The following is a 19508-nucleotide window of genomic DNA, read 5'->3' as shown; positions in this document are numbered from 1 at the left end:
ACATGGATTCTGTCAACGCCCTCATGGAGGGCTTCGCCACCGCGCTGCAGCCGGAGTACCTGCTGTTCGCGCTGCTGGGCGTCGTCATCGGGACCGCGGTCGGCGTGCTCCCGGGCATCGGCCCGGCCATGACCGTGGCCCTGCTGCTGCCGCTGACTTACTCGCTGTCGCCGACGGCGGCCATCATCACCTTCGCGGGGATCTATTACGGCGGGATGTACGGCGGCTCGACCACCAGCATCCTGCTGAACACCCCGGGTGAATCGGCATCCGTCATCACCGCCATCGAGGGCAACAAGATGGCCAAGCTCGGTCGAGGCGCTGCGGCCCTGGCGACGGCGGCGATCGGCTCCTTCGTGGCCGGAACGATCGCCACGGCGTTGCTGACGCTGTTCGCGCCGATGCTCGCCCGCGTCGCGGTGAACCTCTCGCCCGCGGACTTCGTCGCCCTCATCGTGGTGGCCTTCATCACGGTGGGCGCGCTCCTCGGGTCGTCTCCCGCCCGCGGCCTCGCCTCGCTCGGGATCGGACTGCTCGTCGGTCTCATCGGCACCGAGGCGACCACCGGTCAGGCCCGTTACACGATGGGCGTGCTCGCGCTGTCGGACGGCGTGAGCGTCGTGCTGGTGGCGGTCGGACTGTTCGCGGTGGGCGAGACCCTCTATGTCGCCGCCCGCCTGCGGCACGGCCCCATCCCGGTGATCCCGGTCACGCGGGGCTGGCGCAACTGGATGACGCGCGAAGACTGGCGTCGGTCGTGGAAGCCCTGGCTGCGCGGCACCTTCATCGGCTTCCCGGTGGGGACGATCCCCGCCGGCGGCGCGGACGTGGCGACCTTCCTCTCATACGCGAGCGAGAAGAAGTTGTCGAAGAACAAGCAGCAGTTCGGTCGCGGCGCGATCGAGGGCGTCGCCGGCCCGGAAGCCGCGAACAACGCCGCGGCGGCGGGCGTGCTCGTGCCGCTGCTGACCCTGGGCCTGCCGACGACCGCGACCGCGGCCATCATCATCACGGCGTTCCAGTCGTACGGCATCCAGCCCGGTCCCCAGCTCTTCCAGAACCAGGGCGACCTGGTCTGGGCGCTGATCGCGAGCCTGTACATCGGCAACGTGCTGCTCATCGTGCTGAACCTGCCGCTGGCGGGACTATGGGTGAAGCTGCTGCAGATCCCGCGTCCGTACCTCTACGCCGGCATCCTCACCTTCGCTGTGCTCGGCGCCTACGCGGTGAGCTTCTCGACGCTCGACATCGTCATCCTGCTCATCGTCGGAGCGCTGGGGTACTTCATGCGACGCTTCGGCTTCCCGATCGCTCCTCTCATCGTGGGGCTGATCCTCGGCCCCATGGGCGAGCAGCAGCTGCGCAAGGCGCTGCAGCTGAGCCAGGGCAACGTCGCCGACCTCGTGCTGCACCCCTTCGCCGCGTCGGCGTACGTGGTGCTGGCGGTGTTCCTGGTCGTGGGCCTCTGGCTCAAGCGTCGCCAGAGCCGCTACGAGCGGGCCCTCGAGGCGTCGCTCGCCGCGACCGAGGGGCACCCGCAGGCCGCGGTCGACCACCTGTGGGAATCGGGAGAGCGTCCCACCGACGTGCGCACCGACACCATCCGCGCGGAGGTGGCCGCCGAGAAGGCCCGCGCTGCCCGGGAGGAACCGCCCCGCGAGTAATCGCGCCACCCGCCGCGGAATGCCCAGGACACCCCGGATGCCGAGCCACGGCATCCGGGGTGTCCTGGGCATCCGTGCGTTCAGGGATGCGACGGCGCCCGGTGCGCGGGCGTGGCGGCGGGGGGCCGGGTGCGCAGGACCGTGCCGCGCGGGGGCCGACCTGCCCACCAGACGTAGACGCCCGCGGCCAGGACGGAGGCGGCGAGGACGAAGATCCACCACGGGAACGCGGGGATGTCGGGGTGGGCACCCGCGCCGTCGATCTCGGACTGGGGAGTCGGGATGACGCGCTCGCCGGTCACGAGGATGCGGTGGCTGTTCACGCCGAGCGGCGTGCAGGTCACGAGGGTGACGAGGTCGCGACCGACGACCGGGGCGAGAGACTCGGTGTCCTCCGGTTCGACGACACGCGTGTCGACGACGCGATAGACGAGCACCTCGCCGAACACCTCGATGGTGAAGGTGTCGTCGAGGCCCACGCGGTCGAGGTGGGTGAACAGCTCGGCGGTCGCGAGTCCCCGGTGCGCGGTCAGCACCGAGTGAGTGGTCTCCCCGCCCACCGGGAGAGCGGTCCCCTCGAGGTGACCGACTCCCTCGTACAGCACCTGCTCGCTCGTGCCGTGATAGATGGGCAGGTCGACGTCGATGGCGGGGATCTTCAGCCGGGCCATGAGGCCCGCGGCATCCGATCGCAACTGTTCGGCGTAGTCGCTGGTCTGGTCGGGGGAGTTGGCCAGGGGGAGTCGTTCGTTGGCGGCGATCTCGGCTCCGCCGTCGATGAGACCGGAGTTGTACGCCCGGGCGGCGTCGAGCTGATCGGCGAGCGTGTCGGCGCCGAGGTCGCGGATCTGGTCGGAGTACCCGTCGATGACCTGGGACTGCACGTACTGGGCGAACCACGCGGCCACCGTCGGGTACATCAGCAGGCCCACCCCGGCGAGAGCGCCCAGCGCCAGCGCCAGGGAGACGAGAGAGAGCTTCCACCTCGGACGCCGCCGATCCCGTCGGAGCGGAGCGGACGAAGGGGACGACGGCGCGGCGTCTTGCCGCACCATCGTCCCCTCGGTCATGCGGTGATCCCTCAGGCCGGGGCCTGCACCGCGCGGGCGCGGCGACGCGACACGACGACAGCCGCGCCGACCATGGCGGTCAGCAGGGCAGCGCCGCCGACGCCGAACCACAGGCCGCCGTCGCCACCCGTGATGGGCAGGGCGAACGCGGGCACCTGGTTGTGCGCGAACTCGACGTAGTTGCGCACGGGCGCCGTGGTCGAGGTCGGGCCGGGCACGACCGCGGTCAGGATGCGGTCGGGCGAAGGCAGCTGGTACCCGGTCGGGGGGACCGTCTCGCGCACCCAGTAGCTGCCGGGGGTGATGATCGGGATGAGGACGTTGCCGTTGGCCCCGGTCGTCCAGGTGCTCTCGCCGTTGATGATGATCGGGTTGGCACCGTTGATGGCATCCTGCTCCGTGAGGAACACCTGGTAGACCGCCCCCGCGAGCGGCACGCGTGAACCGTTCGAGGTGGTGTACGCCGATACGGTGAGCTGACCGATCGGGGTGCTGCCGGTGACCTCCTCGGTGGAACCGTTGACGTTGGCGCGCGCGGTGTTGACGATCACGCCGCTGGCCGGGATGGCCGTCGCGCGCGTCAGCACGTTGAAGGTCACCGTTCCGCCCTGGAAGCCCGCGAGACGCGTGCGGCCGGCAGCGGTGAAGTCCAGGGTCAGGGTGCCCCCGGCGTTGGTGATCGTGTAGTCGGTTCCCTCGGTGAACGTCTGCGCGGCGCCGGCGGCGTTCGTGACCACGACGTTCGAGGGGACGACTCCCGCGGGAACGGTGGCCGCCGTCAGGTACGTCAGCTCCGACGGCAGGACGTCGGTGAGGGTGAACACGTCGATGGCGTCACCGGTCGCGAGCGTCGGGATCGACGAGGCGATGGCCCAGCGGATGAGGTCGGGATTGCGCTGCTCGACCGATCCGGCCGGAGCGGGCACGCGCGTCTTCGTCAGCTGGGTGACAGCGTTCTTCGGGTACACGTGCACGTCGTAGATCCACTGGTTGGCGGGCGAGCCGGCAGCTCCGGTGGGCGTCGGCAGCGTCACCAGGAACGGCGCCGCCGGGTTGGTGGCGGTGGCCGGGAGCTGGGTCTCGGTGATGAGGTACACGCCGATGGGCAGGCCGGTCGGGTACAGCGCCGGGTCGGGCGAGAACGTCGCGACACCGGCGGTGTTGGAGACCGACGACACGAAGCTCACCGTGTTGGGACGCTGAGCGGCCTGCGCCGGTGTGAGCGACGCCGCCTGCGTCCAGCCCGCGGCCGTGGTCAGGTCTACCCCCGACACGAGCGTCGCGGTGAACTGCGCCCCCGCCAGCGGGTCGGCCGGAGGGGTGGCCAGCTGCTGGCCCGTCGACGTCGGGTTCTGCGGCGTCGAGGGACCCAGGGCGTGCTTGTGCAGCGTCAGGGTGCGGTTGACGGTCGAGTCGATGTTGCCCGGCAGCGTCACAGCCGACGCCGGTGCGACGGCACCGACGGCGGTGAGGGCCCCGAGCGCGAGGACGCTCAAAACGGCGCCCGCTCTCTTGCGGATGGACATGGTGATTCCTCTCGGAAGGTGGAGTGTGATGCGGAAGGAGTGTGGTCGGCGGTATCGCGCGACGGGAGGGCTCACGTCGGAAGGCTCCCTCCCCGGCGTCGGCGATGGATCAGGGCGCCCGCGACGGTGAGGGCGAGCAGGAGGCCTCCGGCGATGACGAACGTGTCGGCGCCGACACCGCCCGTGAGGGGCAGGACCGGGCCCACGACCGGGGCGTTGACGAAGCGGTAGACGACGCTCTGTCCGGCGGCGGGGGCGGTGACGCTGCGACCGGTGACCGTGGTCCACGTGGAACCGTCGAGGCGTTCGAGGCGAAGCGTCAGATAGGCCAGCCGTGTGCCCGCGACGGTGGGCGCCTCCGACAGGGTGTAGCCGTGGCCCGGGCGCACCTCGAACGTGCTCGCCGCGTTGCCGGCGACGGGGTCGTACGCGGCGCCCACGCGGCTCTGCGTCGGCAACGACGTGCCGGCGAGGGCGGCGGGTGCGGCCGTGACGGTCCAAGTGGAGGGGACGAAGCCGGCGCTGGGGGCGGTGACGTCCTTGAGCACCGTCATGGTCGCGGTGGCGTTGGTGACCGTGCAGGTGACGGCGGCGCCCGTGCGCAGCGTCACATCGCCCACGGCCGTGACGGCGACGTCCGCCCCCGTCGACTCCACGCAGCGCCACGCCCCCACTTGGACGTAGGCGGCGTTCGTCCCGGTCTCGGCCAACCGGTAGGCGCGGGCGGGCGAGACGGGGACGTTCGTGGCCGCGGCGCTGCCCGTGCGGCCGGAGGGTCCCGCGAGCGCGCCGGTGGGGGCGGTCGCGGACAGCGTCCAATCGGTGGCGGGAGCCGAGCCCGACGAGACCGTCTTCACCAGGGTGAGAGACGTGATCGACTGATTGACGAGGGTGCACGCCACGACGGCCGAGGGCCCGACCCCGGTGATCGAGCCGCTGACCACGCCGCCCGCCGTCGTGAAGGTGACCGCGGTGGTCGTGCCGTTGACCGTGCATGTGCCGCTGACGAAGGAGAAGCGCGTCTGCTGCACCTCCGAGATCGTGAGGGTGGCACGGGATGCCGCCGAGCCGAACAGGACTCCCCACACGGCGTTGCCCGCGGCGTCGCTGGTCTGGCGCGGCGTCTCGCTGGGGAGCACGGTGGCGGTGCCGACGGTGGCGACGGCTGCGGTGCCCAGGCTCCAGCCGGCCGCGGGTGCCGACTGGCCGGTGGCGGGGTCGAGGATGCGTTTGGTCACCGTGACGGTGGCGACGGGTGCGGGGGCGTTGAAGAAGGTGCAGACGACGTTCGCGCCGAAGCGGTCGGGCATCGTGATGGTCGTGCTGGTGGCGCTGGCGGTCGCGATCCGGATGCCGTCCGTCCAACACTCCAGACGGACCGTGTAGGCGCCGATGGCCGACGTGGATCCTGTCGCCATCGTCTCCGATACCGTCAGCGTCGAGCCGATGGTCGCGGGGAAGGGGCCGACCTGTGCGGCCTGGCGCCCGGTGGTCGTCCCCGTGGTGGTCGCTGTGCCGAGGGTGCCGTTGGCGTCGGCGAGGGTGAGCTGGAACTGGTCGGTGGTCGCCGCCCTTCCGACGACGTTCTTCTGCACGGTCACCGTGCCGGGGCTGTTGCAACTGGCCAGGTCGGTCGAGGCGAAGTCGATGCGGGGGCTGCCCGAGACGCGCGTCCACGTGGTCGGGTCGAACTCGTAGGTGCTGGTGTTGCTCGACAGGTAGACCGTGCCGCGGGGCGAGAAGGCGATGCCGTTGACGCTGCCGAAGGTCGGTGTGGCATCCAGTCCGATCAGGGTGCGCGTCGTCGAGGTGCTGACGACGAGGGGGCCGCCGGTGGCACCGGCCAGGACGTCGGCGGTGACGGTGAAGATGGCGGCGCTGCTGGCGTTGTTGACCGTGGCGGCTCCCAGGATGTACAGGTTGCCCCGGTTGTCGAACGCCATGTCGCCGTTGCCATTGGGCGCGGAGCCGGCGCTGAACGAGCCGAGGTAGACGAAGCGGGATGCCGCGGGGGCGGACTCCGTGAAGCTCCACAGGTAGAAGGACCCGTTGTTGTACTTGCCGAAGAGATAGCGGCCGGTCGCGAGGTCGATGGCTCCGGCGACGATGCTGCCGCCGATGGCCGTGCCGGCGCGGTCCGCCGTGGTGTAGGCCGTGTTCGCGAGCGTCTCGAAGCCGCCGGTCGGCGACCATTTCAGCACGGATGAGACGTTCGCGGCATCGGTCGATCGGTTGAGGGCGTACGCACCGGTGCCGCCGGCGGCGACACCGAGCGAGTTCGCTCCGGTGACGTTGCTCCAGGTGCCGACGGTTGCCTGTCCGCCGCCTGCGCCGTCGGCCTGGACGAGCGCACCGTTCGTCGTGACGCCGTAGAACAGGCCGCTGTCGCAGAACAGGCGCGGCTGCTGCACCGTGTTGGTGAACGTGCAGACGACTTCGGCGCCGTCGTCCGCCGGCATGGTGAGCGCGCCCGAGCGCGAGCTGCCGGCCGCGACCACCGTTCCTTCACGGGTGCACTCGTACGAGCTCGCGTATCCGAGCGCGGCACCGGCGGTGGGCACCTCGGCGATCGTGTACGTGGCGCCGGACTCGACGATCTGACGCGACACCTGCGCCGGCTGCAGCCCGGTCGCGGTGCCGGTGGTCGTCGCCGACGCGACGACGGTGGTGCCGCTGCGCACCGAGAGGGTGAACTGGTCAGTGGACGCCAGGCGTGCGGGGAGGTTCTTGCGGACGGTGAGGCGGGAGGCGGGTGTGACCGTCAGGCTCGCGGCATCCGGAGCGACGAGAGGGGTGACGACGTTGCCGGGCACGTTGGTGTAAGTGCCCTCGGTGGATGCCACGACGTTCACCGTGATCGTGCAGGAGGACGCGCCGGTGGCCAGGTCGCCGCCGACGACGGAGATGCCGGAGGATCCGGCGAGAGCGGTGACGGCGAACGCTGTTCCGGTGACCTGGGCGCAGGTGCCGCCGACCGCGGGGGCGGGAGCGACGGTGAGGCCGGCGGGGAGCGTGTTCGAGAACGTCCAGTCGCTCTTGGCGATGGCGTCGGACGTGTTGGTGATCGTGTAGGTGAGCGTCGAGGCGGTTCCGACGGGGACACTCGCGGGGCCGAACGACCAGTCGAGGCTCGGGGTGACGTCGAGCACGCGCAGGTTGTCGACCCCGAAACCGCTGCCGGTGCCGGTGGTGGTGTTGGTCACGCGCACCTGGGCCGCGGCGATCTGCGCGGGCGTGAGGAGGGCGGCCGAGGTGCCCGTGAAGGTCGCGGCACGCGCCGACGTGGTGACCGCGGGGTCGAGCAGCCCGCCGGATGCCGTTTGCGTGGGGGATGTGTAGAAGACGTTGCCCGTGATCGTGCACGGGTTCACGGCGGTGGCGAAGGGAGCCAGCAACGTCGCGGCGCCCGAGAACAGGGAGACCGAGAGCGCCGGCGCGGCCGTGGTGCTGCAGGGCGCTGCTGCCGCGTCGAAGCGCAGCGTGTAGTACCGCGATCCGGCGGCGCTGATTCCGATTCCGCTTGCGCTCTGCGCCACGGTCGTGCTCGTGAGCGCCGCGTAGGGGAGGTTGACGAGCGCGTGGTTCGCGCGTGTCGTGACGGTCGAGCCGTTGGCGGGCGCCGTTGCGGTGGTCGAGCCCGTCGTGCCGGTGGCGACCTGGCCGAGGACGTCGGCGAGACGGCGGACCTCTCGCGCCGAGGCCGTCGACACGGGGATGTTCAACAGGGACTGGCTCGGGCAGAACTGCGCGTTCGGGTAGACCGCCGAATAGTTCACCAGTACGCCGGTGCAGCTGGTGCCGGTCGCCCACCCGGTAGAGACGGTGTACCGCCCGCTCGCGTAGGCGGTGATCGAGGTCGGGGTCGTGGTGTTCAGGCCCTGCTCGAAGGTTTCGATCCATGCCTCCGCGGGTGCCTCGGGAATCCCGGCCGCGAGGATGCCGACGCTCGAGCGGGCGACGCGCGCGTTCGAGGCGGGGGGTGCGCGTTCTCGGGTGTCGCCGGGGGTTTCGGCGGACGGGGGGATGGACGCCGTGATCTGGGGGCTCGCACGGGGCGACGGGGTAGCGGCGGTCCCCGCCGGGGGAGCGATGGGGTCGGGCGTGTCGTCACCGGGATCGGACGGGGACGGGCTCATTTCGACGGGTTCTACGCCGGGGGCCGGCGACGGCGTCGCAGCGCCGGATGCCGAGGGGGACGACGTTGCGGTCGGCGCAGAGGTGGGCACGGGCGAGCCGGCTGCCGGCGCGGACTCCGCGGGGGACGGCGTCGGGGTGGTGGTCGCGGAAGCGACGGCCGACGTCGCACCCGAACCCAGCAGCAGCGCCAGCACGGCCACCGCGGCGGCGGAGGCGGCGCGCGCGCGGGTGGGACGCGTGACGAAGCGACGGGACGAGAACATGGGCCTCTCGCGCGACGGACGGTGTCGCGTGGGGTGTCGGAATCAGGACGGAGCAGCTCGTCGAAAGAGCATGCGGCGAGCTATTCAATAATCCAGCATCCGTCGATTCATTGAGAGCCTCAGGGCCGGTATTTTTCAAACTATAGGGCAAGTAATCGGCTCGCGCGCATCCTTTTCGCACAGCGTCCGGAGCTTTCTTTTCGTGCCGCGATCATTCCCGAAAACCGCCCCGATCGTCGCTCGAAAGGCCGTGCAGGAGAGGGATCCGGCTCGCGGATCCCGGAGCCGAGGGGTCCGGGATTGCTCTACCCGGTGAGCGGGAACGGTCGGTCTCCGACTCTCGTCGAGTGTTCTTTCCCCGTTGTCGCGCCCGCGGGACAACGGACGTCGGCTTCGTGACGTCGGCGTGGAAGGCGGCCCCGGAAATCGACGGAGGGTTCACCGTGACGCCTCCGTGTCATCGCGTCGACGATGTCGCGCCGGCAGAGAGCAGCTTTCTCCGTCGCCCCCGTTCAGCTGCGCGGCAGGAACCCGCCCAGCTGCTCCGCGATCACGCGATCCACCTCAGCGGGGTCAGCGGTGGGAGTCCCGTCGCCGGGCTGCACACCGTACGACCCGAACGAGGCGTGCGAGGCGCCGGGGATCTCGACGAAGGTCGCCGTCGACGGCAGTTGCGCCTTGGCATCCGCGATCTTCTGCGGGGTGCTGAGGCCGTCCTCGGAGCCGGAGAGGCTCAGGACGGGCAGCTCGGATGCCGACAGGTCGTTCGCGCAGTACGAGGCGAACAGCACCAGAGCGTCGGCGTCGGAGGCCAGCTGGCACGCGCGCACACCACCGAGGGAGTGGCCGCCGACAGCCCAGCTGGTGACGTCGGGGGCGAGGTCGGTGAACGTCGACAGCGGCCGCGGATCGAAGAAGGCGAGGTTGAGCCACGGGCGGGTGATGACGACCGTGACACCGTCGTCGACGACCGTGTCGGCGAGGGTGGCGATGTACCCCTCGGCCTCGACCTTCGCACCCGGGATGAACACCAGGCCCTGGCCGGTCGCGCCGGCGGTGGGGGACAGGACGATGCCGGCGCCGTCGTCGGCGATCGTCAGCCCCGGGTTCTGTTCGACCTCAGCGAGCGGTCCGGGCTCGGCCCCCATGACCCCCACCTGGGTGTAGATCAGGATGCCGCCGGCCAGCAGCACCGCGAGGGCGCCGACGCCGCCGAGGACCCACCGTACCCACCGACGACGACGACGGGGTCGGGTCGCGGACGGGAGTTCACGGTCGGTCACGTTTCGAGCGTAACCCCCGAGGCCGCCGCGGCGATGGGCTTGCGGCCGGGGCCGGCGAACCCGCCCGACGGCGGGGGAGGCGGCCCGAACGACAGCGGCCCGAACCACAGCCGCCCGACGCGGCGCACTCGGCGACGCATCGGGCGGCTGTCGTGGGGGACGGGGCGGCTCAGTCGGCCAGCGCGGCCTTGCGGGCCTCGACGACCTCGACGATCCGCGCCGACAACGGGTGCGCCGCGTCGAGACCGGTCACCTCGGCCGTGAACGTGTCCGCGTCGAGTTCGCGCAGGAGACGCTGCAGCTCGACGGCCTGGGCGTCCTCGGCATCCGTGAACTCCAGGGCAGCGGCCATCGCCGCGACGAGCGCGTCGACGGGCAGGCCCCGCTCCACGGCCTCGGCGGCGGGACCGACGAAACGCTCGTGCCGAGAGAGCTTGCGCAGCGGCTGGCGACCGACGCGCCACACGGTGTCGGGGAGGGCGGCGTTACGGAAGCGGCGCAGGATCGTCGCGCGGTACTCGCCCTGCACCTGGGCGTCGAGCTCGTGCTTCTGCACGAGCAGTGCGCTGGTCTCCTCGAGCGCCGCCTCGACCTTGGCCGCGATCGCGGGATCGGCGAGGGCGTCCGAGATGCGCTCGATGCCCGCCTGCGCCCCGAAGTACGCGGTGGTGGCGTGTCCGGTGTTGACGGTGAACAGCTTGCGCTCGATGTAGGGCTCGAGGTCGTCGACGAAGTGCGCGCCGGGAATGTGCGGCGGGGTGTCGCCGAACGGGGCCCGCTCGATCGCCCACTCGTAGAAGGGCTCCACGGTGACGTCCACTCCGCCGACGGCCTGCGCCGGGACGATGCGGTCGACGGCGGTGTTGGCGAAGACGGCGCGGGATGCCAGGGCATCCCACGACTCGCCGGCGATGGCGACGATGTGCTCGCGCAGCTGGTCGGTCGCGCCGATCGCGTTCTCGCACGCCATGATCTGCAGTGGCGCGAGCGAGGGGTCGCGCAGCGCCAGGCCCGCGACGATGTGCGGGGCCACGAACTTCAGGATCGTCGGGCCGACGGCGGTGGTCACGACGTCGGCGGTGGCGATCTCGTCGACGAGGGCCTCGGCGTCCACGGAGCTGTCGATCGCCCGGAAACCGGTCACCTCTTTGTCGACGCCACCCTCGCCCACCTCGTGGACGGTGTACGACGAGGCGGAGTTGATCGCCGAGACCAGCGCGGCGGAGACATCGGAGAAGACGAGCTCGTAACCGCCCTCGTGAAGGAGGAGGCCGACGAAGCCACGACCGATGTTGCCGGCGCCGAAGTGGACGGCCTTCATGCGTTGACGGATCCGGAGAGGGCCTCGAAGAGCTCCTCGGGGGAGGAGGCGGCCTTCAGGCGTGCGACGTCGTCCTCTTCCGAGAAGAGGATGGCGATCTGCGACAGGATCTCGAGGTGCTCGTCGCCCTTGCCGGCGATACCGACGACGAAGCTCACGGGCTCGCCGCCCCAGTCGACGCCGCCGTCGTACCGGACGACGGACAGGCCGGAGGTGAGGATGGCCTGCTTGGTCTCGTTGGTGCCGTGGGGGATCGCGAGCTCGTTGCCCATGTAGGTCGACACGGTCTCTTCGCGCTGCTGCATGGCGGAGAAGTACTCGCCGGTGACGGAGCCCGCGGCCTGCAGCAGGTCGGCGGCCTCTTTCATCGCCTCCTCGCGGGTGGCGCTCCCGGGGTGGATGCGGACGGATTCGATGCGGAGGACGTTCGACATGGTTCTCGCCTTTCTCGTCGTGCTGTCCAGCCTCGCAAATGACGGGCCGGACGGGAAGGCGGAGGGGCCGGTGCTGACGCGCCGGCCCCTCCGTGATAGGGGTGTTACTTCGCTTCGTGCTGCTCGCGGACCATCTGCACGACCTCGTCGTACCGCGGCGAGTTCATGAAGTTGTCGACCGAGACGTGCACGGAGTCCGGCGACTGCGCCTTCGCGCGGTCGGTGAGCTGGTTCTGCGTGATGACCAGATCGGCGGAGCCGTCGAGGTTCGCGATCGCCTGGTTGGTGACCGTGACCCCGTCGATGCCGGCCTTCTTGATCTTGTTGCGCAGGACGCTCGCGCCCATGGCCGACGAGCCCATGCCGGCGTCGCAGGCGAAGACGATGTTGTTGAGCTGCTTCGTCGCGACACCGCCGCCGAGACCACCGAGGGCGCCCTCGACGTCGCGGTCGGCCGAGTCGGTGGTGCCCGAGCCGGTCGTGCCGGCCGCACGGGTGCGGAGGGCGCCGAGGGCGGAGGACTCCTTGCCCTTGTTGGCGGCGGTCTGATCGATCGCGGCCGCGAAGCTGTCGCCCTCGGCCTCGAGGTCGCGCTTGCGCGACGCCCGCAGGATGACACCCGCCACGAGGAAGGTGACGACAGCGGCGACGACCACCGACAGGTAGACGACCAGGAGGTTGGCGGGGCCGGCACCGATGGCGGCGACGGTCACGGCGATGATGCTGCCGGGAGCCGCGGGGAAGGCGAGGCCACCCTGGAAGATCATGTTCGTCGCGACACCCGAGGCGCCACCGGCGATCAGGGCGAGGATCGTCATGGGCTTCGCGAGGGCGTACGGGAAGTAGATCTCGTGGATGCCACCGAGGAACTGGATGATGATCGCACCCGGGGCGGAGGCCTTCGCCGCGCCGACACCGAAGAAGGTGAAGGCGAGCAGCAGACCGAGGCCGGGGCCGGGGTTGGCCTCGATGAGGAACAGGATCGACTTGCCGCTCTCCGCGGCCTGCTCGATGCCGAGCGGGGTGAACACACCGTGGTTGATGGCGTTGTTGAGGAACAGCACCTTCGCCGGCTCGACGATGATCGACAGCACGGGCAGCAGGTTGAACTGCACGAGGAATGCCACGATGCTGCCGAGGACCGCGCTGATGCCGAGGAACACCGGGCCGAAGGCGAAGAAGCCGACGATCGCGAGGACCATGCCGAGGATGCCGGCGGAGAAGTTGTTCACGAGCATCTCGAAGCCGGGGCGGATCTTTCCGTCCCACAGCTTGTCCATCTGCTTGGTGATCCAGGCCGCCAGCGGGCCCATGATCATCGCGCCGAGGAACATCGGGATGTTGGTGCCGACGATGACACCCATCACGGCGATCGTGGCGACCACGCCACCGCGGGCGCCGTAGACGATGCGTCCACCGGTGTTGGCGATGAGCAGCGGCAGCAGATAGGTGATCATGACGCTGACCAGGCCCACGTAGCCCTGGTAGGTGCTGCCGTCCTCGGTCGCGGTGAGCGCGGTCATGGCGCCCGGCCAGTTGATGACCGCCGCGTCGCCGCCGCCGCCGAGGATCTCGGCCACGGGGGCCCAGTGCCAGCCGAACGGGCTGTTCGCGCCGAAGAAGCCGGCGGGGATGAAGAGCATGGTGATGAAACCCCATGCGATGAATGCCGCGATGTTCGGCATGATCATGCCGGAGAGGAACGTTCCGAATCGCTGTACGGCGATCCGAGCCCCTCCCGGCTTCTTGGTGGCTGACGTCGTCGTCATTGCTGTGTCTCCTTGGTGTGGTGCGCGGCGGGGGCCGAGCGATGGGGGTGCGGCTTCCGCCGCGTTTCGACGGGGCGGCCGGAACCGCCCGGGGGTCTACGGGGTGGGAACGAGAGCGGACGCGGCCTGCGCCGCTTCCCGAGCGGATGCCGCGTCATCGGCGGACAGGGCTGCCTCGGCGATGCGGCGGGCATCGTCGAGAGTGTGGGTGAGCAGGCTCGCGCGCACGTCGGCGAGGGCCGTGGGGGCCATCGACAGCGTGGTGGCGCCGAGGCCCACGAGCACGACGGCGAGCAGCGGGTCGGCCGCGGCCTCGCCGCAGATGCCGACGGGCTTGCCGTTCGCGCGGCCCGCGGCCCCGACCTCGCGGATGAGACGCAGGACGGCCGGATGCCACGGGTCCTGGAACGACGCGACGGAGCCGAGCAGACGGTCGGCGGCGAGGGTGTACTGCGTCAGGTCGTTGGTGCCGATCGAGGCGAAGTCGGCGATCTGCAGGATACGATCCGCGAGCAGCGCTGAGGACGGCACCTCGACCATGACGCCGGTGGTCTTCAGGCCGTAGTCCTTCGCGAGGTCGGTGAAGTAGCGGGTCTCCTCGACCGTCGACACCATGGGCGCCATGACCCACAGGTCCGCGGGGCCGGCCTCGGACGCCCGGGTCGCGGCATCCGCTTCGGCGAGGGCCGTGAGCTGCTCGCGCAGGATGTCCTCGCTGGCCCGGAGGGCGCGCAGGCCCCGCAGGCCCAGCGCGGGGTTCTCCTCGTGCGCGTCGTTGAGGAAGGGCAGCGGCTTGTCGGCGCCGGCGTCGAGCACGCGCACGACGACCTTCTTGCCGGGGAAGGTGCTGAGCAGCTCGATGTAGGCGGCGCGCTGCTCTTCGACCGTGGGGGCGGAGCTGGAGCTGAGGAAGAGGAACTCGGTGCGGAACAGGCCCACGCCCTCTGCGCCGAGCTCGACCGCCTCGGCGGCACCGCCGGGCTTTCCGAGGTTGGCCAACAGGGGCACCTTCGTGCCGTCGGCGAGGGCGCCGTCGGTGATCGGGGCGGATGCCGCGGCGGCCCGCGACGCGGCACGGGTGAGCGCGCGCGCCTTCTCGTCGTCGGTCGGGTCGACGGTGACGACGCCCGCGGCGGCATCCACGATGACGGACTGCCCGTCGATGAGATCCTTGGCGCCGGCCGCACCCACGACCGCGACGATCGACTTCTCGCGGGCGAGGATCGCCGTGTGCGAGGTCGGTCCGCCCTCGGTGGTGACCAGCGCGAGCACCTTGTCGAGATCGAGCAGCGCCGTGTCGGCGGGGGCGAGATCCTTCGCGACCAGGACGAACGGGTGGCCGGGGTCGGGGATGCCGGGTGCGGCGACGCCCCGCAGGCGCGCGATCACGCGCTGGGCGACGTCGTCGAGGTCGGCCGCGCGCTCGCCGAGGTAGCCGCCGAGCGCGACGAGCTGCTCGCGGAACGAGGCGAAGGCGTCGTGCACGGCGAACTCGCCGGTCTTTCCCGCGGCCAGGCGCGAGTCGACCTCCGCCTCGAGGGTGGGGTCCTCGGCGATCATCGCCTGCGCTTCGAGCACGTCGCGCGCGGCACCGCCGGCTTGGGCTCCGCGGGCCTCGAGCTCGCGGGCGACAGCGGCGACGGCCTCGCGCACGCGGGCGGTCTCGTCCTCGACCGACAGGTCGCTCTTGGCGTCTTTCGGAGCGGGCAGAGGCTCCGCCATGCGCGCGATGGGTCCCTGGGCGACGCCCAGTCCGATTCCGACTCCCCGGAGTTCCGTCATGTTCCTGTGCTTCCTTTACTCGGCGTCGTGGTCGGTGGTCAGCAGTTCGCTGAGGCGATCGATTGTGGTCTCGGCGTTCGCGCCGTCGGCGGTGAGGGTGACGTAGTCGCCGTATTCCAGGCCGAGGGCGATGATGCCGAGGATGCTGGCCGCGTTGATCGGCTTGCCCGCGTCTTTCGCGATGGTCACGGGGATGCCGGAGTCCTTCGCCGCCTGCGCGAAGAGCTTCGCGGGGCGGGCGTGCAGGCCGTGCGACGATCCGATGCGGACGGTGCGGGTCAGGTGCGGCATGGGGTCCTTTCCGTCGATGTCAGATCGTGTCCGCGGGCTGGCGGACGCGCAGCGCCTCTTCGACCAGGGCGAGGGTTCGGGTGCCGGTGACGTCGGCGAAGACGTCATCGGGGAGCAGGACGACGGTGACGCCCCGGGTTTCGGCGGCGTCTCGGATGTGGGCGATCTCGGCGGCGAGGTGGGGTCCCACGAGCACGATGTCGGCGGTGTCGAGGTCGATCGGCAGGGAGCGCGAGGTACCCGCGGACGCGGAGTGGTCGAGTCCTCGCTCGAGCGCAGCACGACGGACGCGCTGCGCCACGAACGTGCTCGACGCACCCGCTCCACACACCACGAGGATCCTCATCGACCGGCCTTTCTTCCTCTTGATTGTCCGCACCCCGTTCTCAGGCGACAACCAGGTTCGTTTCCCACCCCCCGGAACATCGACGCCGTACACCGGCGCGGAACAGACGTCGACACCGTCGAACGCGGCGTCACCGGTCTGCGACGTGCTCACGGGCGTGCGTGAGCGATCGACGGACAGAAACGAAGAGGTCTTACCTTTGCCGAAAGAAGATGAGTTCTTTCGGGTAACGCGAACGTATGACGGGCGTGAATGAGTCCTAACGTCATGACATGGCCGGATCTTTCCTCTCTCCCGCCGTGAGCGATGCTGATTCCGTCGGCGGTCGCCGCGCGGTGTTCTTCGTCTCCGACAGCACCGGGATCACCGCGGAGACCCTCGGCAGTGCTCTCTTGGCGAACTTCCCCGACCGAGCTTTCGAGCGCCGCACGGTGCCGTTCGTCGGCACGGTGACCCCTGTCGACACGGTCGTGGAGTCGCTCCGTCTGGCCACCCGGGCCGGCCGGGGGCCCATCGTGTTCGCCACCGTGAAAGACGCCGGCATCCGACGACGTCTGGCCGCCGACGCCGCAGTGGTCATCGATCTGCTCGCCGGTCACCTCACCGAACTGGAGAGCGCCCTCGGCACCGCTGCCGAGACGCGCGCCGGGCAGTATCACGGCCTGGGCGACCTCGAACAGTACTTCGCCCGCATGCGCGCGGTGGAGTTCGCAATCGAGCACGACGACGGCCAGAGCCGTCGGGCGTTGGACAGCGCCGACGTGATCATCGTCGCGCCCTCGCGGTGCGGAAAGACGCCGACGACGATGTACCTCGCCCTGCACTACGGGCTCCTCGTCGCGAACTATCCGCTCACCGACGACGACTTCCCGACCGACGCGCTTCCGCCGACGGTGGCCCCGCATGCCGACCGATGCTTCGGTCTCACCACCACGGCCCTGCGTCTCAGCCAGGTGCGCCACGAACGCCGCCCCCACTCGACCTACGCCAGCCTCGCGCAGTGCACCCTCGAGATCCGCCGGGCCGAAGACCTCTACCGCCGAAACCGCATTCCCTTCCTCAGCTCCGCGACGCGCAGCGTCGAGGAGATGTCCGCCGTGATCCTGCAGTCGATGACGCTGCGGGACCGACAGAACGAAAGGCCCACCTCATGACCAACATCCTGCGCTTCGACGAGATCGGTATGGCCGATCTCGCCCAGGTCGGCGGCAAGAACGCCTCGCTCGGCGAGATGGTCTCGAACCTCGCCTCCGCGGGCATCCGCGTTCCCCCGGGGTTCGCGACGACCTCGGACGCCTTCGGGCGTTTCCTCGCGGAGGGTGGTCTGGACGCTCGCATCCGCGCGGCCGTCGAGGGCTTCGACGTCGACGACGTCGCCGCCCTCACGCAGCTCGGGGCGCGCGTGCGCGCCTGGATCGAGGACCAGCCCTTCCCGGCCGACCTCGAGGCCGACATCAGGGCGGCGTACGCCGCCCTCGTCGCCGGCGAATCCGATCCGGCTGCGGTGACCTGGGCCGTACGCTCCAGCGCGACCGCCGAAGACCTGCCCGACGCCTCCTTCGCCGGGCAGCAGGAGACGTTCCTCAACATCGGCGGGATCGAGAACATCCTGCACGCGGTGCGCCGGGTGTTCGCCTCGCTCTACAACGATCGGGCGATCGCGTACCGCGCCCACCACGGCTTCGACCATCACGAGGTCGCACTCTCGGCCGGCGTGCAGCGCATGGTGCGCTCGGACATCGGAGCGTCGGGCGTGATGTTCACCCTCGACACCGAGTCGGGCTTCGACGACGCGGTGTTCATCACCAGCTCGTACGGCCTGGGGGAGGCGGTCGTTCAAGGCGCGGTCAACCCCGACGAGTTCTACGTGTACAAGCCTGCGTTGCGCGCCGGTCGCGCCGCCATCCTCAAGCGTTCCGTCGGTGAGAAGGCCATCGCCATGCGCTACACCGACGGGCAGCACGTCGACGGCAGCACCGCTTTCCTCGAAGTGGATGCCGCCGAGCGCGGCTCGTTCTCGATCACCGACGCGGAGGTCGAGGAGCTCGGCCGCATCGCGCTCGTGATCGAGGAGCACTACGGCCGACCCATGGACATCGAGTGGGGCAAGGACGGAGTGGACGGTCGGCTGTACGTGCTGCAGGCGCGCCCCGAGACGGTCGTGTCGCGCCGCTCGGGGAACGTCCTCACCCGCTTCGTGCTCGCCGAGAGCGGCCCGGTGCTCGTGGAGGGACGCGCCATCGGCCAGCGCATCGGGGCAGGACGCGTGCGTGTGCTGAGCTCGATCGATCAGATGGCCGACTTCGCGCCGGGCGACGTGCTCGTGGCGGACATGACCGATCCCGACTGGGAGCCCATCATGAAGCGCGCCTCGGCGATCGTCACCGACCGCGGGGGGCGCACGTGCCACGCGGCGATCATCGCGCGCGAGCTCGGCATCCCCGCGGTGGTGGGGACGGGGGTCGCCACCTCGACCCTCGTCGACGGTCAGCCGGTGACCGTGTCGTGCGCCGAGGGGGACGACGGTCGGGTGTACGACGGCATCCTGCCCTTCACCGAGGAGACGACGGAACTGGACCGGATGCCGCAGGCCCCGGTCAAGGTGATGATGAACGTGGGGACTCCCGACCAGGCCTTCGCCTTCTCGCGGCTGCCGAACGCGGGGGTGGGGCTGGCGCGGCTGGAGTTCATCATCAACCGGCAGATCGGCATCCACCCGCGGGCGCTGCGGGAGCTCGATCGCCTCGAAGGCCGACTCGCCGACGATATCCGTGCGCGCATCTCGGCGTACCCGTCCCCGGAGGAGTTCTTCATCCAGCGCGTCGCCGAGGGCGTGTCGATGATCGCCGCCGCCTTCGCACCGGAGACGGTGATCGTGCGGCTGTCGGACTTCAAGTCCAACGAGTACGCGAACCTCATCGGCGGCACCCTGTACGAGCCCGAGGAGGAGAACCCGATGCTGGGCTACCGCGGCGCCGCGCGGTACGTCTCACCCGAGTTCCGCGCGTGCTTCGACATGGAGTGCGAGGCGCTGCGACGCGTCCGCGACGACATGGGCCTGACCAACGTGCAGATCATGGTGCCGTTCGTGCGTACCCTCGGCGAGGCGGCGGCCGTGATCGAGCTCCTGGCCGCCAACGGCCTGCGCCGTGGCGAGAACGGCCTGCGCGTGGTGATGATGTGCGAGCTGCCGGCGAACGCGATCCTCGCCGAGCGGTTCCTCGAATACTTCGACGGCTTCTCGATCGGCTCGAACGACATGACTCAGCTCACCCTGGGCCTGGACCGCGACTCGGCGCTCATGGCCTCCGCCTTCGACGAGCGCGACCCCGCCGTGCTGCACCTGCTCGGGATGGCGATCGACGCGTGCCACCGCCACGGCAAGTACGTCGGAATCTGCGGGCAGGGGCCGAGCGATCACCCCGATTTCGCCCAGTGGCTCGTCGCCCGCGGCATCCAGTCTCTGTCGTTGAACCCCGACACGGTCGTGGAGACGTGGCTCGCCCTGGCGGCGAACGAGCGATCGAAAGCCGAGATCCTGACGCAGGCGCACCTGTCGCGGCTCTGATGGAGGGGCTCCGGGCCGGGAGGTATCAGGGGAACGTCCCCCGGCCCGGAGGGC

13 protein-coding genes are annotated in these 19508 nt (G+C 70.4%); 3 read left to right on the top strand and 10 right to left on the bottom strand.

Features of this window, described 5'->3' with window-relative positions; genetic code table 11:
- Window positions 1-2 precede the first annotated feature (2 nt).
- Window positions 3-1664, top strand: a complete 1662-nt coding sequence (locus ACTJJP_RS05185; protein WP_440773952.1) for a tripartite tricarboxylate transporter permease — start codon at window positions 3-5, stop codon at window positions 1662-1664.
- Between the two features lie 80 nt (window positions 1665-1744).
- Here the strand turns inward: ACTJJP_RS05185 and ACTJJP_RS05180 are convergent, their stop codons facing one another.
- The 10 genes from ACTJJP_RS05180 to ACTJJP_RS05135 all read right to left on the bottom strand — a co-directional run bounded on the left by ACTJJP_RS05180 (window position 1745) and on the right by ACTJJP_RS05135 (window position 15886).
- Window positions 1745-2734, bottom strand: coding sequence for a class C sortase (locus ACTJJP_RS05180; protein ID WP_440773951.1), 990 nt, complete (start codon window positions 2732-2734; stop codon window positions 1745-1747).
- Between the two features lie 11 nt (window positions 2735-2745).
- Entirely contained in the window at window positions 2746-4260 is a 1515-nt protein-coding gene (locus ACTJJP_RS05175) for a SpaH/EbpB family LPXTG-anchored major pilin (RefSeq protein WP_440773950.1), read from the bottom strand.
- A gap of 71 nt (window positions 4261-4331) precedes the next feature.
- Window positions 4332-8660, bottom strand: coding sequence for a prealbumin-like fold domain-containing protein (locus ACTJJP_RS05170; protein WP_440773949.1), 4329 nt, complete (start codon window positions 8658-8660; stop codon window positions 4332-4334).
- Window positions 8661-9172: 512 nt separating this feature from the next.
- Window positions 9173-9943 carry an alpha/beta hydrolase gene (locus tag ACTJJP_RS05165; protein ID WP_440773948.1) on the bottom strand — a complete coding sequence of 257 codons (771 nt, stop codon included), beginning with the start codon at window positions 9941-9943 and terminating at the stop codon, window positions 9173-9175.
- 169 nt (window positions 9944-10112) lie between these two features.
- Window positions 10113-11264: a mannitol-1-phosphate 5-dehydrogenase gene (locus ACTJJP_RS05160; protein WP_440773947.1), complete on the bottom strand. Its 1152-nt coding sequence runs from the start codon at window positions 11262-11264 to the stop codon at window positions 10113-10115.
- Complete coding sequence (locus ACTJJP_RS05155; protein ID WP_440773946.1) at window positions 11261-11698, bottom strand: PTS sugar transporter subunit IIA; 438 nt, start codon at window positions 11696-11698, stop codon at window positions 11261-11263. The genes ACTJJP_RS05160 and ACTJJP_RS05155 overlap by 4 nt, the downstream gene beginning before the upstream one ends.
- A 104-nt stretch (window positions 11699-11802) precedes the next feature.
- Window positions 11803-13467 carry a PTS mannitol transporter subunit IICB gene (locus tag ACTJJP_RS05150; RefSeq protein WP_440773945.1) on the bottom strand — a complete coding sequence of 555 codons (1665 nt, stop codon included), beginning with the start codon at window positions 13465-13467 and terminating at the stop codon, window positions 11803-11805.
- Window positions 13468-13563: 96 nt separating this feature from the next.
- Complete coding sequence (gene ptsP, locus ACTJJP_RS05145; protein WP_440773944.1) at window positions 13564-15249, bottom strand: phosphoenolpyruvate--protein phosphotransferase; 1686 nt, start codon at window positions 15247-15249, stop codon at window positions 13564-13566.
- Between the two features lie 15 nt (window positions 15250-15264).
- On the bottom strand, window positions 15265-15540 hold the full coding sequence (locus tag ACTJJP_RS05140; protein ID WP_440773943.1) for an HPr family phosphocarrier protein: 276 nt from the start codon (window positions 15538-15540) through the stop codon (window positions 15265-15267).
- 19 nt (window positions 15541-15559) lie between these two features.
- On the bottom strand, window positions 15560-15886 hold the full coding sequence (locus tag ACTJJP_RS05135; protein WP_440773942.1) for a PTS sugar transporter subunit IIB: 327 nt from the start codon (window positions 15884-15886) through the stop codon (window positions 15560-15562).
- A gap of 272 nt (window positions 15887-16158) precedes the next feature.
- Here ACTJJP_RS05135 and ACTJJP_RS05130 point away from each other — a divergent pair, with 272 nt between their 5' ends.
- Both ACTJJP_RS05130 and ppsA read left to right on the top strand, forming a co-directional pair.
- Window positions 16159-17040 (top strand): pyruvate, water dikinase regulatory protein, encoded by an 882-nt coding sequence (locus tag ACTJJP_RS05130; protein ID WP_440773941.1) that lies wholly within the window; start codon window positions 16159-16161, stop codon window positions 17038-17040.
- Window positions 17037-19454, top strand: coding sequence for a phosphoenolpyruvate synthase (ppsA, locus tag ACTJJP_RS05125; protein ID WP_440773940.1), 2418 nt, complete (start codon window positions 17037-17039; stop codon window positions 19452-19454). Before ACTJJP_RS05130 ends, ppsA begins: the two co-directional genes overlap by 4 nt.
- The last annotated feature ends 54 nt before the right edge of the window (window positions 19455-19508 follow it).

The sequence above is a fragment of the Microbacterium sp. 22296 genome, from assembly GCF_052045385.1.
GTDB lineage: Bacteria > Actinomycetota > Actinomycetes > Actinomycetales > Microbacteriaceae > Microbacterium.
This window is presented reverse-complemented; position numbering and strand designations above follow the sequence as displayed.